Consider the following 26,754-nt stretch of genomic DNA (forward strand, 5'->3'; position numbering starts at 1 on the left):
GGCGGGGCCGGCGCGGATGCCGATGGCGGCGCCGGCGTGTGAGGGCGGCTCAGGACGAGGCCGCCGGGGCCGGGTTCGGGCGGCCGGACCGCGCCCGCCTCGACCTTGACGAGCGCCTGCCGAGGCGGCGGTGCAGCAGCGCGTCCAGGGAGAGGGCGGGTGCGCCCGCCAGGATGAGCGGGATCCAGGCCACCAGGTACACGAGGTCGTTGCCGTAGTAGTACGGGGTGGTCGGCCAGCTGACGGTCAGCCACAGGCTCAGCGAGATCAGCGCACCGCCGACAGCGGCCACCCGGGTCAGCAGCCCGGTCAGGGCGCCCAGTCCGACGGCCAGTTCCCCGAGGGCCATGGCGATGCCGAAGGCCACCGGGTTCTGCGAGGAGAGCTCGATCAGACCCGGGAGCGCGGCGGAGTCCCGTACGGCCTCCATCTGCTGTCCGATCGAGCCGTCCCCGGTGGCGGACAGGAACGCCGCGTCGGTCAGCTTGTCCAGCCCGGCGTAGACGAAGGTGAAGCCGAGGAAGAGGCGCAGCGGCAGGAGTGCGTACTCGGCCGCCCGCGCGCGCAGGTCGGAGGATGTCGTAGTCACACCCTGCACACGCGGGAACCCCCGTGGCGGTTCGGCCGAATTCGGTTCCGGATGCGGTGAACCACCGGCTGCGCCCCCGCGTGTTCCTGCTGAGGCTGGGGTGACAAAGGATGCTCCGGTCCGCTTCCGGTACGAGAAGGAGATACGGCCATGGGTGACACCACGCGTCGGCGCACGGTTCTCGCGGCGGGCGCCGCCACGCTGGCGGGCACGGTCCTGAGCGGTTGCGGCAGCGACGGCGGCGCCGAGGCGGCAGCCGACGGCGCACCGGGCAACGCCCCCGGCAGCGCACAGGGCGAACCCTCGGCGGGCGCCGCGGCCGGCGGTGGCGCGGGCGGGGGCCAGGCGCTCGCGCAGACGGCGGAGATCCCGGTCGGCGGCGGGAAGGTGTTCAAGGACCAGAAGGTGGTGGTCACCCAGCCGATGGCGGGGCAGTTCAAGGCCTTCTCGGCGACCTGCACCCATCAGGGCTGCTCGGTGGCGACGGTGAAGGACGGGAACATCGTCTGCCCGTGCCACCAGAGCCTGTTCAAGATCTCGGACGGCACGGTCGCCGGAGGGCCGGCGACGCGCCCGCTCGCGGCGGCGAAGATAGCCGTCGAGGGGGACAAGATCACCCTCGCCTAGGCCCGTCCCGCCGCCGGGCTCACCGCGCCCGGCGGCGGCCCGGGCGGCATGGTGGAGGGCGTGGACGTTGATGTGGATGCGGTGGCCGACGAGCTGTACGGGCTGGTTCCGGAGCGGTTCACCGAGGTCCGGAACGAGCAGGCCGCGCGGGCCCGCAAGGCCGGACAGGCCGGTGCGGCCAAGGCCATCGCCGCACTGCGCCGCCCGACGCGGGCGGCGTACGCCTCGAACCTGCTGGTGCGGCGGCGCCCGGAGGAGGTCGCCGCCTTCCTCGAGCTGGGCGAAGCGCTGCGCCGGGCGCAGCGGTCGCTGGACGGCGGGAGGCTGAAAGCCCTGTCCCATCAGCGGCACGTCGTGGTCGCCGCCCTGGCCCGTACCGCCCGCCAGCTGGCCGAGGAGGAGGGACGGGCGGTCGGCGAGGACGTCGTTCACGAGGTGGAGCAGACCCTCCATGCCGCCCTCGCCGATTCCGAGGCTGCCGCGCAGTGGTCCGGTGGACGGCTTTCCACCGGGCTGGAGCCGCCGGTCGGTTTCACGGGCCTCCCCGAGACGGCCCCCGTACGGCCGCCGACGGAACGTCCGGCGAAGCAGAAGCAGGAGCAACAGCGGACGGAGCCGGAGCCGACGCCGGAGCCGGAGCCGAAGCCGTCCCGCGAGGTGGAACAGCGGCGCGCCCGGGCCGAGCGGGCGCGCGCCGAGGCCGAGGCCGCGGCCCGGGCGGCGGAGCTGCGCGCGGCCGAGCAGGCGCTGGCCGAAGCCGACGAGCGCGTCGCCGAGCTGGAGAGGCAGCTGCGCGAGGCCCGGACCGCGCGGACCGGGGCACGACGCGCCAGAGCGGCGGCCGCGGACCGGGCGCGCGACGGCGACCGGGCACCCTAGACGGTGGAGACGGTGTCTTTCGGATCGTGGTGGCGGTCCCGGGCCGCTCGGCCGGAGTCCGTTTCCGGGGGTGGGCCCATGGCGGGCATGCCGAGGTCGGTCGGCGCCGGGGCCGTGCGGCAGGCAGATGTCCGGCGTCGGTGCAGTACGACCAGGACGCCCAGTCCGGCGGCCACGGCCAAGACCACCAGGGCGGGCATCCAGAGCGCGGCGATCGAGGACGTGATGCCGATGCCGCCGAGGACGGCCACGAGCGGGCCCGCGCAGCACGCCGCGCAGGCGGCGACCGCGGCCGCGCCGGCGCCGAGCGTGCCCCAGGGCCGGGACGGACGGGGAGAGGGGGCGCTCATGCGGGTCCTCCGAAGAGGTCGGCCGGCATCCCGGCGGCGGACTCCGGGGCTCGCACGTCGAGCTGGAGAGCGGTCGGGGTCAGGTGCAGCGTGAAGTCGAGGAACGCGCAGCAGACCTGCTCCGCCGCGGCCAGTGCCGCGAGCTCACCGGCCAGCTCGGCGCCCGCCGGGAAGGACAGCCGCAGGCCGCCGTCGATCTCCTCGCGGCCCGTGGCCTTGGCGGCCAGTTGCCGCCATGTGCCGTGCGCTCGCCCAGCTCGGCGTGGCCCAGGGCGCAGGCCACCGGGACCTCCCGCCACGGCTCGGCCTCGGGTGTGAGGCGGGTCGGCGACAGCTCGACGGGCACGGGCCCGGCCGCCGGCACCGGGCCGGTGGTGGTGCAGCCGCAGTCCGGCCCGCACGGCCCGGCCGGAGCCGGTCCGGACAAGTCGGCGTGGACGCCGGCCAGGTGGGCGGAGAACGCGCGCAGTTCGGCGATCCGGCCGTCGGTCTCCGCGATCCGGCCGTCGGTCTCCGCGATCCGGCCCGAGATCAGCGGCAGCATCCGCGCCCGCACCGAGGAACGCACCCCCTCCTCGCGTACGCCGAGGAGTTCGCGGATCTCTGCCAGGGACAGCCCCAGGAGCTTGGCCGAGGAGACGAAGGCCAGACGTTCCACCGCGTCCTCGCCGTACACCCGATACCCGGACGAGGTGCGGTCCGCGGGCACCAGACCGGCGTCCTCGTAGTAGCGCAGCGTCGTGGCCGGTACGCCGGAGCGCTCGGCCGGCTGCGAGATGCGGTGGCTCGTCATGCCCCGACCGTAGACCTTCGACCTGACTCGAAGGTCAAGTCGGCAGGTCGGCCGGTGGGCCCGGATGTGCGGTCGCTTCAGGTGCGGGTGTTGATGAACCCCACCACGACCGAGCCCCACCAGCACAGCTGAGAGATCAGGGCCGTGGCTCCGGCCCAGGCCAGGGCGGCGGGTCCGGGGGCGCCGGGGGCGGACAGGCGGCGGCTGAGCAGGCCGGCCTGGAGGCCGTTGACCGTGAGCGTGGCCACCAGTGCGATCTTCGCCTGGGTGAGGGGCGAGGACAGGTCGGGGTGGAGCATCAGGCCGCTCACGACCAGGCCGGCGAGGCCGGCCCAGATGGGTACGTGGAGGCGGGAGGTGACGTTCAGGGCCTCGGAGAGCGGGGCGCGCCCGGTGAGCCAGAGGGTGCCGTACCAGTCGGCGGCCAGGACGGCCCCGAACCCGAGGGCCAGGGAGGCCAGGTGCACGAAGAGCGCGACCTCGTGCAGGACGGGGTCGGTGCGGACGTGGGCGGAGAACCAGAGGCCGCCGGCGAGGGCCGTCACCGCCGCGAGCGAGGCGGCAGCCACCGTCCACCACGAGTCGTACACCCGGACCGGTCTGAGCGCGCCGGGCGTGGGGCTGGGGGCTGGAAGGGTGGCCATGGTGACGGCTCCTGGCAGATAAGAATCAGATAAGACAGGTAAGCCTTACCTAAGATTTCGAGCCCGTCAAGAATCGTTTCGTCAGGTGGAAACGGCCGGTGGGAGGGGATCGGGATCGTTCGCGCGGAGTCGCGGCCTGCGCCCTGCAGCCGCCGGTGGGTTGGGGTGCGGGGCGCCGCATTCGCCGCACCGCCCGGCCCGCCGTCGCTTCTTTCTCCACCCTCGACGGGGGACACCACTGGCTGGTCGCTGCGGCCGCAGGGAGCGTGGGCGGTTGTCGGGCGGACGGGGGTGTGTGGGGGGACACTGGGCCCAGGTGCGGTGCCGGACGTGCTGCGGCGAACGGAGGACAGCCATAATGCTGGGTGACAGCAAGGGATTCAGCGGCTACTCGGTGGACGACATCGAGGCGGCCAGGGGGTTCTACGGTGAGACGCTCGGACTGCGGGTCTCCGAGGAGAACGGCCTGTTGACCCTGCACCTGGCGGGGGACACCGACGTGCTGCTGTACCCGAAGGAGAACCACCGGGCCGCCACCTTCACGGTGCTGAACTTCCCGGTGGAGGACATCGACCGCGCCGTCGACGAACTGTCCGCACGCGGCGTGGCCTTCGAGCGGTACGAGGGGTTCGAACAGGACGCGAAAGGGATCGCCCGCGCGGCGCCCGGCCCCGCGATCGCCTGGTTCGAGGACCCGGCCGGCAACATCATTTCCGTCCTCCAGCCGAACGGCATGTAGCCGGCCCCCCCGGGGCCGCCGGGGCCCGGGCCGGACCACCCGACCGCCCCACGGTGGGTGGCCGCAGCGCGCAGGGGGTGGCTAGCCCCATGGTCGAGTCCTCGCAGGGCCGCGATGCTTGAAGCACTTGAGGCGGACTCGAACGAGGAGACGACATGCGGATCGTGGCAGCGGACGGCGTGACCGGAACGGCTCTGGCGGACGGTCGGATGAAGGTACGAACGGCAGAGCGCGGCGAGTTCCGCTGCAGCCCCGTCGGCTCGGCCATGTGGGTGGCCCTGCGGGTCAACGACGGGTTCCTGGACCTGGCCGCGTCCTCCCTCGCCGACGCCTGGCAGACCGACGAGGCCAAGGTCCGTACGGCGATGAACGCCTGGGCCGAGCGTCTGATGGACGCGGGCCTGCTCAAAGCGGCGGCGTGAGCCCCGCCGGGCACCACCCGACCGGGTGAAAAAGCTCGTGGCCGTCCTTGATCATCCAGTACGGTCCGGGGCATGTTCATAGTCACCGTGACCTACACGGCACCCCTCGAAGACGTGGAACCCTTGCGGCCGGCCCACGGCGACTGGCTCAAGCAGCAGATCGCGCGCCGCACGCTCCTGGTGGCGGGCCGTCAGAAGGCGCTGACCGGTGGTGTGTACCTCGCCCCGCAGATGCCCGTCGAGGACCTCGGCCGCCTGCTCGCCACGGATCCGTACGTCGTGGGCGGCGTCGCCGACCACACCGTGACCGAGTTCACCCCGCACCTCGTCGTACCCGGCCTGGAGGCCCTCACCGTGTACGAGTGAGCCGAGGCGCCCGAAGAGAGTTCTGGAGCAACCCCCCATGGACGGCACGACGTTCCTCTATACGACCTACATCCGCACGACCCCCGAGCGGCTCTGGCAGGCCCTGACCGAGCCGGCCCTCACCGACCGGTACTGGGGCGTCTCCTTCGAGAGCGACTGGGCCAAGGGCTCCCCCCTCGTCTGGAAACAGGGCGGAGCCACCATGGCCCACCCCGAACAGGTCGTCCTCGTCGGCGACCCCTTCCGGCGGCTGTCGTACACCTGGCACACGTTCACCGAGGAGTGGGCCCGGGCCGTCGGCATCGGTGAGGAGGTCCGCACCCGGATCGCGGCCGAACGCCGGTCGGCGGTCGCCTTCGACATCGAGCCGGAGGGCGAGATCGTGAAGCTGACCGTCACCCACGAGTTCGACGCCGAGAGCATCCTGCACGGCATGTGCAGCCAGGGCTGGCCGCCGATCCTCTCCAGCCTCAAGACCCTGCTGGAGACCGGCGAGCCCCTCCCGACCACCTGATCCGCGCCGCTACGTCCCGGGCTCGCCCGCCGTAGGCACGCACAGCACCGGCACCGGCGACAGGTGCAGCAGCTTGTGCGGGGTCGAGCCCAGCAGGGCGCCGCGGATGGGGCTGTCGCCCCAGCTGCCCACGATGATGACCCGCGCGCGGTGGCGTTCCGCCGCGTCGAGCAGGGCCTGGGCCGGTTTCTCGTCGACCACCTCGACCGTCGACGGGACACCGGCCTCGTCGGCGGCCTCGACGGCCCGGGCCAGTGCGCTGCGCCCCGCCTGGCGGACCGCCTCCCGGTGCGCCCGGTACTCCTCACCGGCGGCCCCGGGCGCGGCGGCGCCGTAGACGAGGACGAGCGGCTCGCCGAACGCGGCGGCGACTTCGAGCGCCACGTGCAGGGCGCGCTCCGCGCCGGGCGATTCGTCGTACCCCAGCACCACGGACATCAAGGACTCCTTCGGGAAACCCGTACGGTCGCCGGCTACCGGGACGGCTGGGACGTGGAGCCGTGGACGAGCGCCGGGTCCACCACGCTGCGCCGCTCCCGCCAGAACCTGCCGTCCCGCAGCCGCCAGAAGCACATGATCAGCACGCCGGCCACGGCGATCCCGATCCCGATCACCAGCGGCGGTCCGAGCCCGAACCAGGAGACCCCGCTGTAGGAGTTCTCCGGGTTCGACATGTCGCCGATCGACTCCACCAGCAGCCAGCCCAGCAGCCCCGCCCCGACCAGCGGCCCGACTCCGATGAGCAGGAAGTTGTGCAGGTTCTCCAGCAGGTGGCGGCGGTAGTACACGGCGCAGGCCACACCCGTCAGCGCGTAGTAGAAGGCGATGAGCAGGGAGAGCGCGGTCACCGAGTCCAGGAGGGCGTTCTCGCTGATCTGGTTGACGACGAGGTACCAGGCGATGGCGATGCCGGCCACCCACCACGTGCTGACGTCCGGGGTCAGGAACCGCGGCTGGATGTGCGCGAAGGCGTGCGGCAGCGCGTGGCGACGGGCCATGGACAGGGCGGTACGGGAGGCCGGGATGATCGTGGTCTGCGTGGAGGCGAGGGCGGACGTGCAGACGGCGAGGAGCACCGTCCAGTCCCAGCCGCCCATCACCTCGTGCGCGAGGACGGCGAAGACGGCCTCCTCGTCGTCCGCGTGCACGGCGAGGAACTCGGTTCCGGCGTACGCGACGACGGCGAACCCCACGGCCAGGTACGTCACCAGCAGCACCACGGTCGACCAGATGCCGGCCTTGCCGGGCGCCGTGGCGGAGTCCTTCATCTCCTCCGTGAGGTTCACCGCGGACTCCCACCCCCAGTAGATGAACACCCCGAGCAGCAGGCCTGCGGTGAGGGCGTTGCCGCCGGCTCCGAAGGGGTTGAGCCAGGAGAGCGACGGCTCGACGGAATCGAGGGTGCTGGTTCCCGCGTAGACGCGGTAGAGCGCGACCACCGCGAAGAGCAGCAAGAAGACGACCTGGGCGAGGATGAGCACGTCCTGGAGGTGGGCCGACAGCTCGGTGCCGATGACGCAGATGGCGGTCATGGCGAGGATCACCACGACGGTGAGCGTCTGCCGGATCACCGTATGGGCGGCCCAGTCGTCGAGGCCCACGGCCAGCAGGCCGAAGTTCACGGCGACGTCGGCCAGCGAGCCGATGACCAGGACACCGGTCATCGTGATCGCCCAGCCGCCGAGCCAGCCGGCCCACGGGCCCATGGCCCGCGTCACCCACGAGAACGTCGTCCCGCAGTCCTGGTCGACCTTGTTGAGGTAGTAGAACGCGGCGGCGATCAGCAGCATCGGGACGAACGACGCCAGCATCACGCCGGGAGCGTAGATCCCCGCCAGCGCCACGATCGGCCCGATGGCGGCGGCCAGCGAGTAGGCGGGCGAGGTGGAGTTCAGGCCGATGACGAGCGCGTCGAGGAAGCCGATCGCGTCGTGTTTCAGCTCCGCGTCGGGGATCTCCGCACCCGTCGCGGAGCCGGCACTGTCCTGGGCCATGTACGCATCGTCAGGCACCCGGCGGTGGCGCGCGAGGCGCGTGGTCTGTCCGGGGGCTCGGCGTGAACGTCTACGGCCGGGTGGGCTGGTGGGGCGTGTGCGCGCTGCCGGCGCTGCCCGCCGGCGCTCCGCTGAGCCGCCACCTCGTGGCGCGCCGTACCGCGAGGTCCGGGGCGGACATGCGGCTGCCCCGGGAAGGCGCCTGCTGAGAGGGCTTTCCCGGGGCAGCTGTGGGGCGTGCCGGTCGGTGGATCAGTTCGTCTGGTAGACGCCGAAGATGTCGACGACCAGGTCGATGTTGTCCCAGCCGCGGTTCCAGAAGTCGACGATGCCGTTGTTGCCCATACCCGCCTGGACCAGGTTCGGGACGGTCTCGCCCCGCTTCCAGTTCAGGTTGGAGGAGTTGGGCGGGGTCGGCCAGATCGCCCAGTCGTTGTCGTAGGCGCTCTTCGAGTTCGGGTCCGGCGACACGGTCAGGTACCCGTCGCCGCGGGTGTTGGTGACCGTCGTGTTCAGCACGTACGCCGTGTTCTGCGGGCGCGTGCTGGACAGCGGCATGTAGATGTAGCCCTGGCCCTCCAGCTGGCCGTACGGCCAGTCCGCCGGGTCGCGGGTGTCGAGCAGCCGCTCCGGCAGGAACGGCAGGTAGGCGCCCTGGCTGTCCGTGCTGTAGTAGCCCACCACGTCGACGATGACGTCGGCGCCCTTCCAGGCGCCGTTGCGGATCTTGATCGAGCCGTCGGCGCCGACCGGCACGATGACCGAGTTGGCGACGGTCTGGCCACCGCGGAAGTTCAGGTTGGACGTGCTCGGGGCCGCCCCGCCGCTCGGGTAGACGGTCAGGTGGCCGTCCTCGCGCGGGTTGGTGACGGTCACGTTGAGCGCGACGGCCGTGGCGCCGTACGGGACGCCGCCGTTGCCGGTCATCCGGACGCCGATGGTGCCCTGCCCGGCGACCTGGCCCCGGGGGCCGCCGAGGCCCTCGCGGGTGTCGAGGAACCGGGAGGGGTTCAGCGCGGTGTAGCCGCTGGAGGAGGTGCGGGTGAAGTAGCCGGTGACGTCCGCGATGAGGTCGACCGGCTCCCAGCCGCCGTTGTACAGGTCGACGTAGCCGTTCTTGTTGACCGGGACGATCACCAGGTTCGGGACGGTCTGGCCGGCCGTGAAGTTGACGTTCGACGTGGCCGGGCGCTCGCTGCCCTCGGGGTAGGCCGTGACGTGGCCGCCGCTGGTGGTGTTGGTGGCGGTGACGTTAAGCACCACGGCCGTGACGCCGACGGGGATCGAGCCGTTGCCGGCGATCTTGACCCGGGCGGTGGCGTACGGGGCGACCTTGCCCTTGGCCGTGCCCGTGCCGTCACGGGTGTCCAGGAGGCGGGTGGGCGCGTACGGGGTGAAGTCGGAACCGGGCGTCACGACGGCCAGCTCGTTGGTGCCCCGCTCGCCCGTGCCGTCCGACAGGGTGACCTTGATCGTGTACGAGCCGATCTCCGCGTAGGAGTGCGTCTGGGTCGAGTCGGTCGGCCCGTTGGCACCGAAGGTGACGCTGGTGCCGTCGCCCCAGGCGACGTTGACGGAGAGTGCCGTGCCCGGCTCGCTCATGACGCCGAGGGCCAGGCTGATTCCGCGTGCGCTGGTGCCCTTGGCCGTCAGGGAGACCGTCGGCTCCGCGGCGGCGCCGCTCTCGGACTGCGGGGTGGCACCGGCCTTGCCGTTGCCCTTGGCGGCGGACGAGGTGTGGACCGTACGCTCGGCAGGGCTCGCGACGGTGGTGAAGTTCGACGCCGCGACCTTGTTCAGGTCCACGTCGGGTGCGGACACCCCGTGCGGGCCCGCGGTGCCCGGCGTGGCCGGACCTGCGTGGGCGACCCCCGGTATGAGACCCACACTGGCTGCCACGACGGCAGCGGACATTACGAGTCGGCGATTGCGCACCGGCCCCCCCATTGTCGGTAAACGCTTGAACAAGTTCGAAAGCGTGCTCAGAGTACACAGCCGCGGGGCGTCGGCCGAGTGGGGTTCCCCCTCGATCGCCGCCCGCCCCCGCAGCCGGAAGAGCGCGTTGTGATGCTCGCCGCGATGGCCCGGAAAAGCAAGGAGACAACGCCGAGGTCGGCGCGCCCGCGGGGCGGGCGCGCCCCCGCGTCACCCCCGCGCGAGGGGGTCGGTGATGCCGCCGGGAGAGGCGAGGCGGGCCACGTCCCAGCCGTCCAGGGGAGCGGCGGACTCGTACAGGGACGCGTAGAAGTCGAGTACGGCCGCCCGGGGATCCGGGCCGCCGCGCACCTCGTCGTAGTCCAGCGTGGCCAGACGGCTCCCGCCCCGCTCGGTCCAGAGCGCGGCCGCCGGCCGCAGCGGCCGCCCGAAGAGGCCGGTCGGCTCCGGCGCGGCGTACGCGTAGAAGGCCGGGCGGGGAAGGTCCTCGTCGCCGAACCAGAAGCCGCAGCTGATGACCTCGCGCGAGTAGGCCTCCCGGGTCACCGGGTCGACGTCCGCCCCCAGCTCGACGGAGCGGTCGGAGAACCGGGTGACCGCGAGGTCGTACGAGTGCCAGAACAGGTGCACCGGGCTGATCTTCCCGCAGAACCCGGAAGCGAACTCCTCCAGCACCAGGTTGACCTGGCTGAGCACCTGCCAGTGCCGGTTGACCCAGAAGGGGTCGTAGGAGGCGTGTTCGGTGTCCTCGGCGAATGGCCGGTGTGCGTCGGGCAGCGTGTAGGGGTGCGGGTGCGGGAGGGTCACCGTCACCCCGATCCGGCCCAGGGCGGCGAGCGTCTCGCGGTAGAACGAGGCCACGGAGTGGCCGAGGAGCGGGAAGGACGTGGTCGAGCCGTCGAGGGCGGACGCGGTCAGCCGGTGGTCGACGAAATCGAAGTCGACTGTGAAGACCGGATTGCCGCCGGCCCCGCCCATCGGGCGCGTCGTGATGCCCCGTCCCGTGAGATGGAACGGGACGTTCCACCAATGGTTGCGCCGCACGCTGTTCGCCAGCCGGATCTTGCCGACGATCTGCGTGAACCGGTGCAGTGTCTCCTTGGAGTCCCGCCACTGCGACAGCGGAATTTCCGGGAACAGGTCCACCGGGCAGCCCCCAGCTCGTTTTGCGCTACGCCTCGCGGCTCGGACACCGACATCTTGACCCCCTCCGGCCCCGACCCGTGCGCGACCTGCGGAAGGCGGCCGAAGCGTCAGCCATGCGCTCGGGCCTCGGGCTTCGGCTCCCGGATCTCAGGCCCCTGCCCCCCGGGCCGCGCCCTCAGGCGCCGGCCTCGGTCGGGCCGAGGAGGAGCAGGAGCGCGGCGGAGGCCTCCAGCAGGGCCCGCGAGCGCGCCGCGATGCCCGCCTCCCGGGCCGCCAGCGCCGTTTGGACGGTGTCCCACCGGCGACCGCCGCGCAGCTCGGGCATCAGGGTGCGCAGTGGCTCGATCCGGTACCCGGCGCCGCGCAGCTGGTGGACGATGCGGGCATCGCGGACCTGGGCCGGTGAGTAGCGCCGGGTGCCGCGTCCGTCCCGCCGGTCGGGCACCACGAGCCCCTCCGCGTCCCAGTGCCGCAGGGTCGAGGCGCGGACGCCGAGCGCCGCGGCGAGCTCCCCGACGCCCATCGCGTCCGCCGGGCGCACCTGCGCGATCGGCTCGGCCGAGATCGCCGCGGCCGCCTCCTTGGCGAGCGTCAGCTCCGTACGCTCCCGGTCGAGCCGGGCGTGCGCCGCGTCGAGCCGGGCGAGCAGCCCGGCGGGGCTCTCGTGCGCGGCCCGGACGATCTCCTTGGCCTCCACCGGACCCGTACCGGCCGCGAGGGCCCGGTAGGCCAGCGCCGAGTTCAGGTGGACCTCTCCGTAGACCCGGTAGCCCGAGGAGGTGCGCGTCGCCGCAGGCAGCACGCCATCGCGTTCGAGGTTGCGGATCTGCTGGACCGAGTACCCGGCCCGCCGCGCGACGTCGGCCGTGCGCATCGGCGGCGATTCGAGGGTTGGCACCGGTCTCCTCCTTCTCGCTCCGGTGACTTGCGGCCACAAGTCTCCACAAGCACTTCAATGAAACGCTTGCGGACATGACCATCGACGACATCATCGAGTTCGTGGGCGGCCTCGACGGGGTCCTGACCCTCAGGGCGGGACCCGGCGACGGATCACCCGAGATCAGCTGGGGAGACGTGTTCTTCCACCACGCGCCGGACGGCACGCTGCCGAGCGCCGCCCGGCCCTTCGCGACCATCGTGACCAAGGACTATCCCGGCGAGGTGTCGTCGAGGCTCGACCGGCCGGACGCGTTCCGCGTCAACGTCGCGGCCGGCAGGGAGGAGTTCGTCCGCTGGACGGGACGGACACCGCAGGACCCGGCGGGGGACGGGGATCCCGGCGCCGCCGACGAGGTCATGGCCCACCCCGCATACGCCCGCGCCGGCTGGCTCGCCGTGGTGGATCCGGGCCCGCGCACGGACGAAGCCCTGCGCGAACTGCTGCGCCACGCCCACCGCTTGGCCGGTGCGCGCCACGAGCGGCGCCGGGGCCGGTAGCCGGGCCGGTAGCCGCGCGAAAGACGTCCGGGCCGGTCCGGACAGCCGAGGAGACGGCTGCGGACCGACCCGGACGCCGGGGTCGGGGCGGTCAGACGAGGTCGAACCGGTCCAGTTCCATGACCTTGACCCACGCGGCGACGAAGTCCTTCACGAACTTCTCCTTCGCGTCATCGCTGGCGTAGACCTCCGCCAGCGCACGGAGCTCGGAATTCGACCCGAAGACGAGGTCGGCGCGGGTCCCGGTCCACTTCACCTCGCCCGTGGCGGTGTCGCGGCCCTCGAAGGCGTTCGCGTCCTGGGACGTGGCCTTCCACGTCGTGCCCAGGTCGAGCAGGTTCGCGAAGAAGTCGTTCGTCAGCGACTCGGGGGTCGAGGTGAACACGCCGTGCGAGGACTGCTGGTGGTTCGCGCCCAGCACACGGAGCCCGCCGACGAGGACGGTCATCTCGGGGGCGCTCAGCGTCAGCAGGTTGGCTCGGTCGACCAGCAGGTACTCGGCCGGCAGCCGGTTGCCCTTGCCGAGGTAGTTGCGGAAGCCGTCCGCGACCGGCTCCAGCGCGGCGAACGACTCCACGTCCGTCTGCTCCTGCGTGGCGTCCGCGCGGCCCGGCGTGAAGGGGACCTCGACGTCGAAGCCGGCGTTCCTGGCGGCCTGTTCGACGGCCGCGCCGCCGGCGAGGACGATCAGGTCGGCGATGGAGATCTGCTTGCCACCGCTCTGCGCCGCGTTGAAGGACTCCCGGATGCCTTCCAGGGTACGGAGCACCGTCGCCAGCTGGTCGGGGTTGTTGACCTCCCAGCCGGCCTGCGGCTGGAGGCGGATGCGCGCGCCGTTGGCGCCGCCGCGCTTGTCACTGCCGCGGAAGGAGGAGGCCGAGGCCCACGCGACGGAGACGAGTTCGGAGACCGACAGGTCCGAGGCGAGGATCCGGCTCTTCAGCGCGGCGATGTCTTCGGCGTCGACGAGCGCGTGCGTCACGGCGGGCAGCGGGTCCTGCCACAGCAGCGTCTCGGACGGGACCTCCGGGCCGAGGTAGCGCACGACCGGGCCCATGTCGCGGTGGGTCAGCTTGAACCAGGCGCGGGCGAAGGCGTCCGCGAACTCGGCGGGGTTCTCCAGGAAGCGCCGCGAGATCTGCTCGTAGGCCGGGTCCACCCGCAGCGCGAGGTCGGTCGTCAGCATGGTCGGCGCGTGGGTCTTCGACGCGTCGTGGGCGTCGGGGACGGTGCCCGCTCCGGCACCCTCCTTCGGACGCCACTGGTTCGCGCCGGCGGGGCTCTTGAACAGCTCCCACTCGTACCCGAAGAGGATCTCGAAGAAGCTGTTGTCCCAGGCGGTCGGAGTGTCGGTCCAGATGCCCTCCAGGCCGCTGGTGATCGCGTCGGCACCCTTGCCGGTGCCGAAGCTGTTGCTCCAGCCGAGACCCTGCGACTCCAGCGGGGCCGCCTCGGGGTCGGCGCCGACGTGGTCCGCCGGGCCCGCGCCGTGGGTCTTGCCGAAGGTGTGGCCGCCGGCGATCAGGGCGACGGTCTCCTCGTCGTTCATCGCCATCCGGCGGAACGTCTCGCGGATGTCGCGGGCCGCGGCGAGCGGGTCGGGGGTGCCGTTCGGGCCCTCGGGGTTGACGTAGATGAGGCCCATCTGGACCGCGCCGAGCGGGTTCTCCAGCTCACGGTCGCCCGTGTAGCGCTCGTCGCCGAGCCAGGTGGTCTCGGGGCCCCAGTAGACGTCCTCGTCGGGCTCCCAGACGTCCGCACGGCCGCCGGCGAAGCCGAACGTCTCGAAGCCCATCGACTCCAGGGCGACGTTTCCGGTGAGGATCATGAGGTCGGCCCACGAGATGCTCCGGCCGTACTTCTTCTTGACGGGCCACAGCAGCCGGCGGGCCTTGTCCAGGTTCCCGTTGTCCGGCCAGCTGTTGAGGGGGGCGAAGCGCTGCTGTCCGGCACCGGCGCCGCCGCGGCCGTCGCTGATCCGGTACGTGCCGGCGCTGTGCCAGGCCATACGGATCATGAACGGGCCGTAGTGGCCGAAGTCGGCCGGCCACCAGTCCTGCGAGGTCTTCAGCACCTCGGCTATGTCCTGCTTCACCGCGGCGAGGTCGAGGGTCTTGAACGCCTCGGCGTAGTCGAACTCCTCGCCCATGGGGTTGGCCACGGCGGGGTTCTTCGCGAGGATCTTGAGGTTGAGCCGCTCGGGCCACCACTGGCGGTTGCCGCCGCCCTGGGTCGGGTGCGCGGCGCGGTCGTGGGCGACGGGACAACCGCCGCCGGCCTCCGTCTTCGCGTCTACGACGATTGCATCATGGTTCTCAGACATGGGAATCCTTCCAAACCGGGCGGATCACGCTGCTCAGGAAAGGGGGCGGTGGAGGCGTCGAACGGGCGTGGCTGCGGTGAGGGTTGGCTGCCGACCGAACCGATCCTACGATGGACGCAATCCAAGTCAAGAAGAGCACCAGTTGCATATCTGATAGGGATCCGGACACTTTCCCGAACGCCGGGTATCCCGCCTGACCTGATGGGGTGAACCGATATGAGTGACCTGCTGGGGCGATTGAGAGAGCGCGGCTGGCGGCTGACCTCCCAGCGGCGCGTCGTCGCGGAGGTGCTCGACGGGGAACACGTGCACCTGACGGCAGACGAGGTGCACGCCCGAGCGGTGGAGCGGCTGCCCGAGATCTCCCGGGCCACGGTCTACAACGCCCTGGGGGAGCTGGTCACGCTCGGTGAGGTCGTCGAGCTGTCGACGGACGGACGCGCCAAGCGCTACGACCCCAACGCCCGCCACCCGCACCACCACCTGGTGTGCTCCCGCTGCGGCACCATCCGCGACGTGCACCCGACGGGCGACCTGATGACGGGGCTGGCGGCGGAGGAACGGTTCGGCTTCACGGTCTCGAAGGTCGAGGTCACCTACCGCGGCCTGTGCCCGGCGTGCGCGGGCCAGGACGCCTGACCTCTGGGGACGGGGCGGACGGCCCCGCCCCGACCGGCAGGCGCGGCGCCGCGGCGCCGGCGTAGCGGTGGGCGAGGCGGGCGAAGGCCTCCTTGAGCTCGGGCGGCCCGACGACCTCGATGTCCGCGTCGAACCGGCCGACGGCCGCGGCCAGCCCGGTCCACGACCAGGAGCCCAGGACCAGTCGGCAGCGGTCCGGGCCGAGTTCCTCGACCAGCCCGTCACGGGTGTACGGGGACACCGCGGACGCCGGCAGGCCGAGGACGACCTCGCCGCGGCAGGGCCGTCCGCCGGACTCGTCGAAGCCCTCGAACCTGCGGGTCACGAAGGCGGCCACCTCGCCCCCCGGCACCTCGCGCGGCGCGAAGCGGGGTCCGGTGGGCGTGCGGGGCGCCATCCGGTCGGCGCGGAACGTACGCCAGTCCTCGCGGTCGAGGTCCCAGGCGACGAGGTACCACCGGCCGCACCACGTGACCAGATGGTGCGGCTCCACCCGGCGCGCGGGAACTGTGGCGGCCGGACCGCCCTTCGAAGCCGCGGACCGCGCAGCGGGGGCGTAGTCGAAGCGCAGTACCTCGCACGCGCGGACGGCGGCGCTGACCGCCATGAGCACCGTGCCGTCGACCGGCGGCTCGGGCCGGACGGCGGGCCGTTCGACCGCCGTGAACCGGAGCATGTCGACGCGGTGGCGCAGCCGCGCGGGCAGCACCTGCCGGACGGTGGCCAGCGCCCGGGCCGCGTCCTCCTCGATGCCGGCACCGGTGGAGGCGGCGACCTGGAGCGCGACGGCGAGGGCCACCGCCTGCCCGTCGTCGAACAGCAGCGGCGGGAGCTCCTTACCGGCCCCGAGCCGGTACCCCCCGTCGGGCCCCTTCGCGGCCGCGATGGGGTAGCCGAGCTCGCGGAGACGGTCCACGTCACGGCGGACCGTTCGCGCACTGACCTCCAGCCGCTCCGCCAGCACCTGGCCGGGCCAGTCCCGGCGCGTCTGGAGCAGGGAGAGCAGGGAGAGCAGTCGCGCAGAGGTCTTGGGCATGTCCACCATGCTGCCCCCGGAAGAGGACAGATCCTGACCGCGTCTCCTGAAACCGTCGTCCTGCCGAACCACCGGAAGGAACGCCCATGACGGTTCTCGACGCCCGGGCGCTGGGCCGTGCCACGCTCGCCCGGCAGCTGCTGCTCGATCGCGCCGACGTACCGGTCCTCGACGCCGTCGCACACCTCGGCGGCCTGCAGGCGCAGGAGCCGCAGGAACCGTTCGTCGGGCTCTGGTCGCGGGTGGCCGGCTTCGACCCGGCGGCCCTGTCGGACCTGCTGGTCCGGCGGCACGTGGTGCGGACCCACCTCATGCGCCGCACCGTCCACCTCGTCACCGCCGAGGACGTCCTGGCCTGGCGGGCCCGGCACGGGGACATGCTGCGCAAGCGGGTCCTCGGCGTCTACCGGCGCGAGCTCGACGCCGTGGACCTCGACGAACTCGCCGCGGCCGGACGGGCCCTCATGGCCGACGGCGAACCCCGCTCGATGGCCGAGCTCGCCCGCGCGCTCGCACCGCGCTGGCCCGCGCCGGGGCCGCGAGCACTGGGGGAGATGCTCATCGCCGCACTCGTGCCGGTCGTGCAGGCGCCGCCGCGCGGACTCTGGCGGACGAATGCGGGCGTCCGCAACGTCCTGCTCTCCTCCTGGCTGGGCCGCGAGATCGACCCGCCCTGGCCGGACGGCTCCGACCCCGTCGGCCAGGCACTCGTACGGCGCTACCTGGCCGCGTTCGGCCCGGCGGCCTCGGCCGACCTGCGGGCCTGGTGCGGCCTGGCCGGGCTGCCGGCCGCGGTGGCCGCAGTACGCGAGGAGCTCGTGTCGTTCCGGGACGAGCGGGGCCGGGAACTGCTGGACCTTCCCGGGGCGCCGCGCCCCGACCCCGGCACACCCGCCCCCGTGCGGTTCCTGCCGGCGTTCGACAACGCGATCCTCGGCTACGACGACCGCAGCCGGATCATCGACGACGCCCACCGGGGGCTGTCAGTGGCCGGTGAGCGCGTGGTCCTGGTCGACGGCCGGGTCGCCGCGACCTGGAACGTCACGGACGCCACCGTGACGGTCACCCCGCTGCGCGGCCTCCGCGCCGCGGACCGTAACGCCGTCGCCGAAGAGGGAAGCCGACTGGCGTCGTTCCTCTCCGATCACGACAGCGGCGGCGTGCGCATCGCCCGCACCTGACGCCCATCAGACGGCCAGACGGCCGGACGGCCGGACGGCCGGACGGCCGGACGGTCAGACGGTCTGCCGGAAGGAGCGGACGGTGGGCGACTTGGCCAGCGCCCGCGACATCCGGACCAGCCCCGCCGGGCTGTTCGGTGAGGTCAGCACCGGGCTCCCGGCCTCCGGACCGCTTTCCCCCGGCGTGTCCCGCGCCCGGTCCCAGAGGACGATCGCCGTGGCCAGCGCGACGGCGTCGGCCACCGCCGCGGCCTCGTCGGCCGGACGGCCCGCCTCCAGCTCCTCCCGCAGCACCCTCTCCCGTACGCCGGAGCGCAGGTACGGGCTGACCGTGAGGATGCCGTCGTGGATGTCCGACTCCCGCTGCGTCAACCGGATCTCGATGGGGGTCCAAGGCCCACCGCCCAGGGCGATGCTGCGCCGCGTGGCCCCGCGCAGCTCCCGGGACAACGGGCGGAGCTGGGCGTACCGGCGCCACATGCCCCAGCGGCTCATGACGTGCTGGGAGACGAGCGGGAGGACGAACCCGGTCGCGACCAGGAGCGCGGACACGGAGGCGAGGGCCGGCGCGACCTCCGTGCTGAGGACGTCCCAGTCACCGCCCGTCCAACGGGCCCCGATCGCGCTGAACTTCGCGATGTCGTAGAGGAGGTTCAGCACGTACCCGAAGGCGATCAGCCCCAGCCCGGCGCGCAGCGCACCGCGGACCTCGCGCGCCCAGCGCCGGCACAGGAAGGTCATGGTGACCGCCGCCGTCGTGTGCGCCGCGAGGTAGAGGAGGATCATCTCCCGGATGTACGGCGTGCACGCGTAGTACGTGTCGAGATCGCGCAGGCGCTCGACGGGAGCCTCGCCGAGCGCGAAGAGCACGTTGACGGCCACGATCACCGCGAGGGTGACGATGTTGCACAGGCGCGCCCGGCGGCGGGTGTGCTCCGCGTCCTGCGGGCCGCTGCTCCAGCGGAAGATGAGCACGATGTTGGCCCCCGAAAAGGCCGTGATCAGCGAGAAGACGAGCGGCGCGGCGGCGTTCGGGACGCCCGTGAGCCTGTTGACCGCGACGAGGGTGGGGATCGCCGTCGCGGCGAACACGGCGGTGGCCAGGAAGAGCAGGGCCAGGACCGAGCGCAGGAGTTCGTCGCGGGGGTTGCGCCAGAGGGCGGGGAGTTTGAGGCATGCCGCCAGCAGCAGCAGGGCTCCGGGCAGGTAGAAGCCCAGTCCGTTCGAGTCGTTCACGCCGTGCCCTGTAGTCCGTGCTGGTGTTCGTGTCGGTACCGGTGGTTCTCGTGCATGGCCGGGCTGCTCAGCAGCCGGGGGCGCCGAGGTGCCGGTACAGCGCCTCGTGCCCTCTCAGGTACGTCACCGGGCCCTCGACGGACGAGCCCCGCTCGCGCTCCGGGACCAGGCGTACGTCGGGACCGCCGGGGGACGTCACGGCGGGGTCGGTGCCCGGGTGGGACCGGGTCGATCCGCCCCGATCCGAGGGACACGGCCTGGTGGTGCGGCCGGCCAGTGACGCCGGGGACATGCGTACGGCTCGGCCGACGAGACCGGTCTGGACCCGCTCGTCCCTCGGAGTGCCGCAGGAGAACAGGGTGTGAGGGCGTGATTCGGACACTGGGAGCCGCGTGGCCTTTCTTGAAACGATTGATCAACTCACCCTAGCGGCCGGGTCCGGACGACCGAAAACAGGCTCCCGGCCCCCTCGCCGGCCCGCGCGCGCGGAGGTGCGGAACTCGCCCGTCGCACCCGGTCACAGCCCCTGCGAGCCGTCAACTCTGCACTGTTGGGCGGGTGATGGCGGATGTCCTGAAACAGTACGCACATCGGGCGTGGGTGGGTGCGGGGCACCCGGGACGGCGGCGGCCTGGTTCCGTTTCGGGACCGCGATGAGGCTGGTGGCTCGGCAGCGGCGACCACCGCCGCGGCGTACGGAAAGAAGACCTGCCATGCCCCTCCACGACACCACCGGCGACGCCCTCCTCGCCCGGATCCGGACCCTGCCCGCCGACCGGCGGCGCATCCTGTTCACCGGCGCGACCATCGTCACCATGGACCCGGACCTCGGCGTCATCGACGACGGCGACCTCCTCGTCGAGGGCGACACGATCACCGCCGTCGGCCACCGCCTCCACGCCGACGACGCCGTCGTCGTCGACGCCGCCGGCACAATCCTCACCCCCGGCTTCGTCGACACCCACCGGCACGCCTGGCAGGCCCAGCTGCGCCGGATCATGCCGGACGTCGACGACCTGGGCGGCTACGTCATGTCCACCCTGGCCGGCCACGCCACCGTCTACCGGCCCGAGGACATGTACGTCGGCACCCGGCTGGCCGCCCTCAGCGCGATCGACAGCGGGATCACCACGATGCTCGACTTCTCCCACAACTCCCGCACCCGCGAGCACTCCGACGCCGCGATCCGGGCCCTCCTCGACACCGGAATCCGCGGCGTCCACGCCTCCATGGGCCCGCACTTCGGCGCGTGGGACCGGCAGTGGCCGGGCGACCTGACCCGCCTGAAGGAAACCTACTTCGGCAGCGACGACCAACTACTGACCCTGCGTCTGGCCACCCTGGCCACCGACGAGATCGCGGGCCCCGCCCTCGCGTACGGCCCCGAGCCCGCCCGCCTCGCCCGGGACCTGGGCATCGGCGTGAGCGTCGACGCGGTCTTCGGCACGGCCTCCTCCGAGGCGGTCCTGCGCTGGGCCGAGGACGCGATCCTCGGCCCCGAGGTCACGCTCATCCACGCCACCGGACTGACCCCCGAGGCCTGGAGGGCGATGGGGGAGACCGGCGCCACCGTGGCGCTCGCCCCCACCTCGGACGCCCAGATCGGTCTGGAGAGCGCGATCCCCGCGGTCGACGAGGCCCTCGCCGCCGGCATCCGCCCCGGCCTCAGCATCGACGTGGAAGTCGCCCTGGCCGGGGACATGTTCACGCAGATGCGGACCCTCCACGCCATCCAGCGGATGCGCGCGGTCAACGCCGCCTACGGCACCGGCCGGGAACCCTCCCGGATCACCACGCACGACGTCCTCGACTTCGCGACCCTCCAGGGCGCCCGTACCAACGGCCTCGCCGGCGTCACCGGATCACTCAGCCCGGGCAAGAAGGCCGACCTGCTCGTCATCCGGGCCGAGGACCTCAACAACATGCCGCTCAACGACCCGATCGGCACCGTCGTCCTGGGAGCCGACGCGCGCAACATCAGCGCGGTCCTGATCAACGGCGAACCCCGCAAATGGAACGGGCAGGTCCTCGACGTCGACCTGGCGGCGCTGCGTCGCGAGGTGCGGGCCTCGCGCGACCACGTACTGAACGCGTCGCACCCGGGCACCCGTTCGTGACCAACGGCTGCCCTCGCTCCGACCCGCGTGCCATCATGTCGAGTTGTGGCTGAGGGGGAGGCTATGGCGAATACCGCGATCCGCGTGCGCCTCACGCAGGGGGCGAGCGAGAGCGACATCGGAGCGCTGAAGGCGTGGCTCGAACGGGAGCGGAAACTCGAAGCGCTCCGCACCAGCGGCGCGCTGGAGATCCAGGAACGCGCGGGGACGCAGGACGGGCCCGGTAGCCCGATGGGGGCCGGCATGGACATCGTGCTGGTGCTGATCGGGGCGGCCGCCCCCAAACTGTTCGACGAGGTGTTCGAGCAGGTGAAGAGCGGGGTCCGCGCGTGGCGCGAGAACCGCCGGTCCGTGGAACGGGGTGAACCCCCAGAGGTCGACGTCGAGCCGGCCGGCGACGGGAGATAGCCCCGTGGCGCGCTTCGACCCGCGCGGGAGGGCGAACCGGGCGCTGCTCGTCGGGGTCGGCGATTACGACTTCACCCGGCCTGAGCACCCCTTCGGCGTACCGGGCGACCTCCCGGCGGTGGAACACAACCTCGACGGTCTGCGACAGGCGCTCCGTGCCGGGGGCGTCTTCGCCGAGGACGGGATCACCGTCGCCCGCCCGCGCACCGTGGACGAGTTCGACCGGCACCTGGACGCCGCCGTCGACGCGGCCGAAGGGCTGCTCCTGCTGTACTTCTCCGGCCACGGAGCCGTGCCGAGTACGGGCGACGAGCTGTGGCTGCTGATGCGGCGGGCGACGATCGTCCCCGGCACGGAGTCCGTGTTCCGCGGCGCCGTGCCCTGGAAGAGCGTCCTCACCGTGCTGTCCCGCGCGAGGGCGGAGCGGGTGGTCGTCATCCTCGACTGCTGTTACGCGGGAAACGCGTCGGCGGCGTGGGACACGCTCGGCACCGCCCAGCGGCAGCGGACCTCGCTGCTGATGAGCGTCCAGGCCAACAACCGCATCGACGCGGGCGACGGCGACACGCCCACGCCGTTCACCGCGCACCTCGTACGCCTCCTGAGGAACGGCGAGATCGGCTTCGACGAGCTGGCCGACCGGCTCAGGGCCCACATGTCCGCCCACCACACGACGCTGCGCGAGCCCCCGGAGCCGTGGGAACCCCAAAGCCGCTCGGCCACCTCGGGGACCGACGTGCTCCTCGCCGCCCCGCCCGTCCGCCCGCCCGGCACACCCCCGTCCCCGCCTGCGCCGCCGGCCCCGCCGACGCCCTTCGCACAGCCTCACGGGGCCGGTGCCCGGCGGCACGTCCCGAAGCCGGGGCGGGCGCGCGCCGGGTTACGGGCCCTGCTCCGAAGACCGGGCGGGCCCGGCGGGCTCGTCCCCCTCACCGGCCGCCGCAGGCTCGCGGCCGTCATCGGCGTGCCCGCGGTGATCGCCGGCCTCGTCGCCACCGGCTTGGCCGTCCTCCACGGCGGGGACGGCGCCCCCTGCACGCCGCCGCTCGAACTGCGGCTGCTCACCGACCCCGATCTCGAACCCACCCTCCGCAAGGCGGCGGAGGCGTACCTGACGTCGAAGGCGAACGGGACGGGCGACGGTTGCAGGCGCAGCGGCATCACCGTCTACAGCGCCGGCGCCGCGGCCACCGTCACCGCGTTCAGCCGGCAGTCCGATCCGTGGCAGCGGCCGACGGGCGAGGACACCAACCCGCAGCGCGACATCGGCCCCCAGCCGGACATCTGGATCCCGGCCTCGTTCGCGAGCGCCGACCGGGCCCGGCTGACGTCCCCCGAGCGGACGTACGTCTCCTTGGAGGCCGATCCGGAGCCGTTCGCGTACTCGCCGGTGGTGCTCGCCGTACCGCAGGACCTGGCGGCGGAGCCGGCCGCCGAACGGGTCGGCAGTCTCGCGGCCCTGACGGAAGCGGTCAGGAAGCGCGAGGCGAGGGCCGAGGTGCGGCGCACGGATCCGGAGAACACCGACGCGGGCCTCCTCGCCACGATCGGGCTGTACGGCGGCGCGGGGGAGCGGGACCCGGCCTCGGCCGAGCGCGGTGTGGCCCAGCCGGGACCGCCGGCGCGCACCGGCGCGGAGCTGCTGTGCACCCTGCCGGACGACGACGCGGTCGACGACCGCACCTCCGCGCTGGTCCCGGAGTTCCTGCTGAAGACCGCCGTGGGCTGCGACAGTGCGACGCGGACCGGCCGGATGGCCGAGTACCCCGTCGACGTCCCGGGCCTGAGCCCGACGTTCGTACGGGTGCGCTGGAAGGGCGCCGACCGGGACGGGGAGGTGCGGGACAGGGCCGTGGAGGGGTTCCGCACCTGGCTGACCGGCAAGGGGGGCGCGAAGACGTCCGGGCCCGCAGCCCCCGGCGGTCTCGCCGTGTTCGGGCAGGACGGCTTCCGCGCCGGATCGGGGGGCCACCGGCCCCTCGCCGCCAGCGACTTCGGCGCGCTCGCCGATCCCGGGGTGCTCCCCGGTCCCGCCCTCCCGACCGCGATGACCGACGCGCTCAAGCGCTACCGGGAAGCCAACGGGCCCGGCCGGGTGCTCTTCCTGCTCGACTCCTCCGGATCCATGGGCGGCCTGTGGGAGGGACCCGGCGGCGCACCAGGCATCATCGCCCAGTCCCTCGCCGGGCTCGGGGGCCAGGACGTGTACGGCGTCTGGGGCGTGGCCGGCGAGCCGGGCGGCTCCCGCCCGTACGCCGAAGTGCTGTCCTTCGGCAAGCACGACCGCCAGGAGGCACAGCGTGCGATCCCCGCCTCGGCGCAGGTCAAGGACCTGGAAGCCGACCCCTACCGGGCACTGGTCGCGGCACTGGGGTTCATGGCGCAGCGCGGCACGGACGACCACCGGCCGCAGCTGATCGTCTACGTCACGGACGACGAGGACGACAACCGGCTGACCGAGGACGGTCGGCTCGGTGATCTGCTCGCCTCCGTGCGGGCCGGGAGGATACCGGTGGTCATGGCCTCCCTGGACAGCGGCGGGTGCGACAAGGGCAAACCGGATGCCGCCATCTCGGAGGCGAGCGGCGGCCGCTGCCTGGACACCAAGGGCGACCTCGTCGCCCGGCTGCGCGACGAGGTCGCCAGGACCGGAACGGGGGACGAGGGATGAGCCGCCGCCCCGGACGCGTACGACGCGCGGCGTCGGCCGCGCTCCTCTCCCTGCTCCTCGTCGCGGGATGCGACACCGGCGGAGCCGAGGACGCCGGCGGCGGGCAGCCGGCCGCCTCGGGCGCTGCCGAGGTCCCGGGCGAGATCGTGCTGGCCAGCGGCCGGGACGTGACCGGCAGGGGAGGCATCCGCCAGCAGCTCATCACCGAGTGGAACCGGCAGCAGGAGGCCAAGGGCGTCGCCTACCGGGCGCGCCTCGTCGAACTCCCCGGCTCTGCCGACCAGCAGCGCAGCCAGCTCCTCGGCGCGCTGCAGTCCGGCAGCGCGGAGTACGACGTGGTCAACCTCGACGTCACCTGGGTGCCGGAGTTCGCGGCGGCGGGACTCGTCCAGCCGCTGCCGGACCGGCTGGTGGACGAGGACGTCATCAAATCCGTCGCCGAGACGGCACGTTGGGGAGGGAAACTGTACGCCGCCCCCTTCAACAGCGACGTGGGGCTGCTCTTCTACCGCCGCGACTACCTGACGAGCGCCGGAGTGACCAGACCGGACCTGGGCAAGGATGCCGGCTGGCCCGTCGTCCAGCAGCTGATCGGCGTGCTCGACGCCGCCCGCAACAGGCTGCCCGCGGCCTACGCGAAGGGCTGGACCTCGCAGCTCGACGCCTCGTACGAAGGCCTCACCGTCAACGGCGTCGAGGCCTTCGCCTCCGCCGCGGACGGATTCAGCCTCACCGACAAGGAAGGCCGCTACGCCGGTTCCGTGGCCGAGCTTCAAGCGGGACTGGACGAGCTGCGCAACCGCACCCAGGCGGCGTACACGCTGCCGGACGCCGTCCACTCCGACGAGGCGGACACGCTGACCGACTTCGCCGCCGGCCGCACCGCCTTCCTGCGCCACTGGCCGTACGCGTACCGCACGCTCCACCAGTCCCTGTCCGCGGAGCAGCTCGGCGTGGCGCCCCTGCCCGGCAAAGCGGTGCTCGGCGGTCAGAACCTGGCCGTGGCCAGGGGCTCTCAGCGGACGGCCGCCGCGCTGCAGCTCGTCGCGTTCCTCACCGGCAAGGAGAGCGAACGCTGCCTGCTCGACGCGGGGTTCGCGGCCACCCGCGTCTCCGCGTACGAGGACGGCGCCCTGACCTGCACCACGGCGAAGCCGGCCGGCCAGGCCGCCGCCTCCCCGACGGGAGAGCGCACCGACCGGATGCCGCGGGACGGGAACGGCCGCCCCGCCTACGCGCGCGGCACCCTGCTGCCCGCCCTGGAGAACGCGGTCCAGCGACCGCGCACCCCGCTCTACGGAGCCTTCAGCCAGACGTTCGCCGGCCAGCTGGCCCGGCTCCAGGGCGGCACCCCGCCCTCCGACGCCCAACTGGCCGCGGACCTCGACAGGCAGCTGAAACGGGCCCTTCCCTCACACTGACCCGGTCGGCGTGCCAAGACGCTGCCTGCTCACCCCCGAGCAGGCGGAGGTCGTTCGCCGAAGTCCCGGACGCGATACGCCCCCTGCCGGCGGGCCGTGTACAGGGCAAGATCGCGATCAGCGTCCGAACCCTGCCTGGCGGGACCCGAACGCGCCGTGCCGGCCCGCCCCCGAGGTGAAGCGGGCCGCACCGGTCGCCGTTTCTCCCTCGGTCAGCGGGACCAGGCCATGGCGGTACTCCCCGGCCAGTGCCTGCGACTCCTCCAGTCCGTGCTGCTCCAGGACGGACAACCGGTCGTGGCGCATGCACAGCTGGGGGAACGCGGCGATCTCGCGCGCCAGTTCCTCCGCCGCCTCGCGGGACCGCCCCGCTCCCACCACCCGGTTCGCGAGCCCCATCCCGTGCGCCTCGGCGGCGCCGACCGGACGGCCCGTCAGGATCAGGTCCATGGCCCGGCTCTCGCCGATCAGCCGGGGCAGCCGCACCGTACCGCCGTCGATCAGCGGCACGCCCCAGCGCCGGCAGAACACGCCGAAGACCGCGTCCTCCTCCGCCACCCGCAGATCGCACCAGAGCGCCAGCTCCAGGCCCCCGGCCACGGCGTGCCCGGCGACGGCCGCGATCACCGGCTTGCCCAGCCGCATCCGGGTCGGTCCCATGGGCCCGTCCCCCGAGGCGAGCACCTGATTGCCGCGCTCGGTGCCGATCGCCTTGAGGTCGGCACCGGAGCAGAAGGTCCCGCCCTCGCCCCAGAGCACGGCGACGGCCGCCTCCTCGTCGGCCTCGAACCGCCGGAAGGCCTCGGCGAGCTGCGCCGCCGTCGGACCGTCCACGGCGTTGCGGACCTCCGGGCGGCTCAGGATCACCGTGAACACCGGGCCGTCGCGCTCGACCCGCACCGGGGTCCGCTCATCCGCCATGCCGCGTCCTCAGCTGTCGTCCTCGGTGAGGGGCCCGTAGTGGTACGCGAGCTCCCGCCAGGTCAGCGCGCCGCCGGGCTGTTCCTCCTGTCCGGGGCGGTTGAACCGCGCCATCCGCCAGGCGCCCCGGTTCGGGCCGTCACCCAGCCGTGTCCACGCGTCCAGGTCGCCGTCGAGCACGCGGGTGGGCCCGTCGTCGCCGGGGTCGGCGTCGTCGATGAGGGACCAGTGGCGCAGGTCGGGGCGCTGGGCCAGGCGCTCCTGGTAGGCGGCGGCCCGGGCCATGAAGTCGCGGCCGCCGGCCGGGGCACGCTTGACGTGCTCCAGCTCGTAGGCACTGGCGAGGCTGGTAAGCGTGTGGCGCAT

General features: G+C 72.9%; 29 protein-coding genes. 14 read left to right on the forward strand and 15 right to left on the reverse strand.

The features are described 5' to 3' along the window. Positions 1-49: 49 nt before the first annotated feature. Positions 50-589 carry a DoxX family protein gene (locus ACS04_RS29570; RefSeq protein ID WP_078865500.1) on the reverse strand — a complete coding sequence of 180 codons (540 nt, stop codon included), beginning with the start codon at positions 587-589 and terminating at the stop codon, positions 50-52. Between the two features lie 150 nt (positions 590-739). Between ACS04_RS29570 and ACS04_RS29575 the strand changes: the two genes are divergently transcribed. Both ACS04_RS29575 and ACS04_RS29580 read left to right on the forward strand, forming a co-directional pair. Beyond that, positions 740-1,216, forward strand: a complete 477-nt coding sequence (locus ACS04_RS29575) for a Rieske (2Fe-2S) protein (protein WP_048479883.1) — start codon at positions 740-742, stop codon at positions 1,214-1,216. 60 nt (positions 1,217-1,276) lie between these two features. Further along, entirely contained in the window at positions 1,277-2,095 is an 819-nt protein-coding gene (locus tag ACS04_RS29580) for a hypothetical protein (protein WP_158977643.1), read from the forward strand. Here ACS04_RS29580 and ACS04_RS29585 read toward each other — a convergent pair. The 3 genes from ACS04_RS29585 to ACS04_RS29595 form a co-directional block, all read right to left on the reverse strand. Next, positions 2,092-2,445: a hypothetical protein gene (locus tag ACS04_RS29585; RefSeq protein ID WP_063839325.1), complete on the reverse strand. Its 354-nt coding sequence runs from the start codon at positions 2,443-2,445 to the stop codon at positions 2,092-2,094. The two genes, ACS04_RS29580 and ACS04_RS29585, sit on opposite strands and share 4 nt — an antisense overlap. A 79-nt stretch (positions 2,446-2,524) precedes the next feature. Then, complete coding sequence (locus ACS04_RS29590) at positions 2,525-3,238, reverse strand: MerR family transcriptional regulator (protein WP_245236600.1); 714 nt, start codon at positions 3,236-3,238, stop codon at positions 2,525-2,527. A gap of 77 nt (positions 3,239-3,315) precedes the next feature. Further along, positions 3,316-3,882: a hypothetical protein gene (locus ACS04_RS29595; RefSeq protein ID WP_209441809.1), complete on the reverse strand. Its 567-nt coding sequence runs from the start codon at positions 3,880-3,882 to the stop codon at positions 3,316-3,318. 358 nt (positions 3,883-4,240) lie between these two features. Here ACS04_RS29595 and ACS04_RS29600 point away from each other — a divergent pair, with 358 nt between their 5' ends. The 4 genes from ACS04_RS29600 (at position 4,241) to ACS04_RS29615 (ending at position 5,923) form a co-directional block, all read left to right on the forward strand. After that, a complete protein-coding gene (locus ACS04_RS29600; RefSeq protein ID WP_048479885.1) occupies positions 4,241-4,621 on the forward strand; it encodes a VOC family protein in 381 nt (126 codons plus the stop codon). 155 nt (positions 4,622-4,776) lie between these two features. Then, positions 4,777-5,043, forward strand: coding sequence for a hypothetical protein (locus tag ACS04_RS29605; RefSeq protein ID WP_048479886.1), 267 nt, complete (start codon positions 4,777-4,779; stop codon positions 5,041-5,043). 72 nt (positions 5,044-5,115) lie between these two features. After that, positions 5,116-5,409: a YciI family protein gene (locus tag ACS04_RS29610; protein WP_048479887.1), complete on the forward strand. Its 294-nt coding sequence runs from the start codon at positions 5,116-5,118 to the stop codon at positions 5,407-5,409. 37 nt (positions 5,410-5,446) lie between these two features. Further along, positions 5,447-5,923, forward strand: a complete 477-nt coding sequence (locus ACS04_RS29615; RefSeq protein ID WP_048479888.1) for an SRPBCC family protein — start codon at positions 5,447-5,449, stop codon at positions 5,921-5,923. A gap of 9 nt (positions 5,924-5,932) precedes the next feature. Here ACS04_RS29615 and ACS04_RS29620 read toward each other — a convergent pair whose 3' ends face one another. Both ACS04_RS29620 and ACS04_RS29625 read right to left on the reverse strand, forming a co-directional pair. Then, positions 5,933-6,361: a universal stress protein gene (locus tag ACS04_RS29620; RefSeq protein ID WP_048479889.1), complete on the reverse strand. Its 429-nt coding sequence runs from the start codon at positions 6,359-6,361 to the stop codon at positions 5,933-5,935. Between the two features lie 35 nt (positions 6,362-6,396). Beyond that, positions 6,397-7,917, reverse strand: a complete 1,521-nt coding sequence (locus ACS04_RS29625; RefSeq protein ID WP_048479890.1) for an APC family permease — start codon at positions 7,915-7,917, stop codon at positions 6,397-6,399. A gap of 62 nt (positions 7,918-7,979) precedes the next feature. Between ACS04_RS29625 and ACS04_RS38435 the strand changes: the two genes are divergently transcribed. Continuing rightward, entirely contained in the window at positions 7,980-8,126 is a 147-nt protein-coding gene (locus tag ACS04_RS38435) for a hypothetical protein (RefSeq protein WP_158977646.1), read from the forward strand. A gap of 43 nt (positions 8,127-8,169) precedes the next feature. On the opposite strand, the gene ACS04_RS35880 is transcribed toward ACS04_RS38435, so the two are convergent. The 3 genes from ACS04_RS35880 to ACS04_RS29640 all read right to left on the reverse strand — a co-directional run bounded on the left by ACS04_RS35880 (position 8,170) and on the right by ACS04_RS29640 (position 11,896). Then, entirely contained in the window at positions 8,170-9,816 is a 1,647-nt protein-coding gene (locus ACS04_RS35880) for a hypothetical protein (RefSeq protein WP_158977649.1), read from the reverse strand. A 246-nt stretch (positions 9,817-10,062) separates the two neighbouring features. Next, positions 10,063-10,998, reverse strand: a complete 936-nt coding sequence (locus ACS04_RS29635) for a DUF5996 family protein (RefSeq protein WP_048479891.1) — start codon at positions 10,996-10,998, stop codon at positions 10,063-10,065. 175 nt (positions 10,999-11,173) lie between these two features. Then, positions 11,174-11,896, reverse strand: coding sequence for a MerR family transcriptional regulator (locus tag ACS04_RS29640; RefSeq protein WP_107438739.1), 723 nt, complete (start codon positions 11,894-11,896; stop codon positions 11,174-11,176). 74 nt (positions 11,897-11,970) lie between these two features. On the opposite strand from ACS04_RS29640, the gene ACS04_RS29645 reads away from it, so the two are divergent. Beyond that, on the forward strand, positions 11,971-12,435 hold the full coding sequence (locus ACS04_RS29645) for a DUF6194 family protein (RefSeq protein ID WP_048479893.1): 465 nt from the start codon (positions 11,971-11,973) through the stop codon (positions 12,433-12,435). 91 nt (positions 12,436-12,526) lie between these two features. Here ACS04_RS29645 and katG read toward each other — a convergent pair whose 3' ends face one another. Further along, positions 12,527-14,758 carry a catalase/peroxidase HPI gene (katG, locus tag ACS04_RS29650; RefSeq protein WP_048479894.1) on the reverse strand — a complete coding sequence of 744 codons (2,232 nt, stop codon included), beginning with the start codon at positions 14,756-14,758 and terminating at the stop codon, positions 12,527-12,529. 216 nt (positions 14,759-14,974) lie between these two features. On the opposite strand from katG, the gene ACS04_RS29655 reads away from it, so the two are divergent. Continuing rightward, positions 14,975-15,397: a Fur family transcriptional regulator gene (locus ACS04_RS29655; RefSeq protein ID WP_048479895.1), complete on the forward strand. Its 423-nt coding sequence runs from the start codon at positions 14,975-14,977 to the stop codon at positions 15,395-15,397. Here the strand turns inward: ACS04_RS29655 and ACS04_RS29660 are convergent. Then, a complete protein-coding gene (locus ACS04_RS29660) occupies positions 15,351-16,433 on the reverse strand; it encodes a helix-turn-helix transcriptional regulator (protein WP_048479958.1) in 1,083 nt (360 codons plus the stop codon). The genes ACS04_RS29655 and ACS04_RS29660 overlap by 47 nt on opposite strands. Positions 16,434-16,519: 86 nt before the next feature. Here ACS04_RS29660 and ACS04_RS29665 point away from each other — a divergent pair, with 86 nt between their 5' ends. Then, complete coding sequence (locus ACS04_RS29665) at positions 16,520-17,614, forward strand: winged helix DNA-binding domain-containing protein (RefSeq protein ID WP_048479896.1); 1,095 nt, start codon at positions 16,520-16,522, stop codon at positions 17,612-17,614. A gap of 54 nt (positions 17,615-17,668) precedes the next feature. Here ACS04_RS29665 and ACS04_RS29670 read toward each other — a convergent pair whose 3' ends face one another. Next, the gene (locus tag ACS04_RS29670; RefSeq protein WP_048479897.1) at positions 17,669-18,850 is read right to left on the reverse strand and encodes an MAB_1171c family putative transporter; all 1,182 of its coding nucleotides are present in this window, start codon (positions 18,848-18,850) and stop codon (positions 17,669-17,671) included. A gap of 67 nt (positions 18,851-18,917) precedes the next feature. Then, positions 18,918-19,049 carry a hypothetical protein gene (locus ACS04_RS40155; RefSeq protein ID WP_280921036.1) on the reverse strand — a complete coding sequence of 44 codons (132 nt, stop codon included), beginning with the start codon at positions 19,047-19,049 and terminating at the stop codon, positions 18,918-18,920. A 514-nt stretch (positions 19,050-19,563) separates the two neighbouring features. Here ACS04_RS40155 and ACS04_RS29680 point away from each other — a divergent pair. The 4 genes from ACS04_RS29680 (at position 19,564) to ACS04_RS29695 (ending at position 25,467) form a co-directional block, all read left to right on the forward strand. After that, positions 19,564-20,967, forward strand: coding sequence for an amidohydrolase family protein (locus tag ACS04_RS29680; protein ID WP_048479899.1), 1,404 nt, complete (start codon positions 19,564-19,566; stop codon positions 20,965-20,967). Between the two features lie 63 nt (positions 20,968-21,030). Continuing rightward, positions 21,031-21,375, forward strand: a complete 345-nt coding sequence (locus ACS04_RS29685; RefSeq protein ID WP_048479900.1) for a hypothetical protein — start codon at positions 21,031-21,033, stop codon at positions 21,373-21,375. A gap of 4 nt (positions 21,376-21,379) precedes the next feature. Beyond that, entirely contained in the window at positions 21,380-24,046 is a 2,667-nt protein-coding gene (locus tag ACS04_RS29690; protein WP_048479901.1) for a caspase family protein, read from the forward strand. Continuing rightward, positions 24,043-25,467 (forward strand): extracellular solute-binding protein, encoded by a 1,425-nt coding sequence (locus ACS04_RS29695; RefSeq protein WP_048479902.1) that lies wholly within the window; start codon positions 24,043-24,045, stop codon positions 25,465-25,467. Before ACS04_RS29690 ends, ACS04_RS29695 begins: the two co-directional genes overlap by 4 nt. 117 nt (positions 25,468-25,584) lie before the next feature. Here the strand turns inward: ACS04_RS29695 and ACS04_RS29700 are convergent, their stop codons facing one another. Then, a complete protein-coding gene (locus ACS04_RS29700; protein ID WP_048479903.1) occupies positions 25,585-26,388 on the reverse strand; it encodes a crotonase/enoyl-CoA hydratase family protein in 804 nt (267 codons plus the stop codon). Positions 26,389-26,397: 9 nt separating this feature from the next. Beyond that, positions 26,398-26,754: a hypothetical protein gene (locus tag ACS04_RS29705; RefSeq protein ID WP_053081013.1), complete on the reverse strand. Its 357-nt coding sequence runs from the start codon at positions 26,752-26,754 to the stop codon at positions 26,398-26,400.

Origin of the sequence: Streptomyces roseus (assembly GCF_001044425.1) — a bacterium.
Taxonomy (GTDB): Bacteria; Actinomycetota; Actinomycetes; order Streptomycetales; family Streptomycetaceae; genus Streptomyces; species Streptomyces roseus.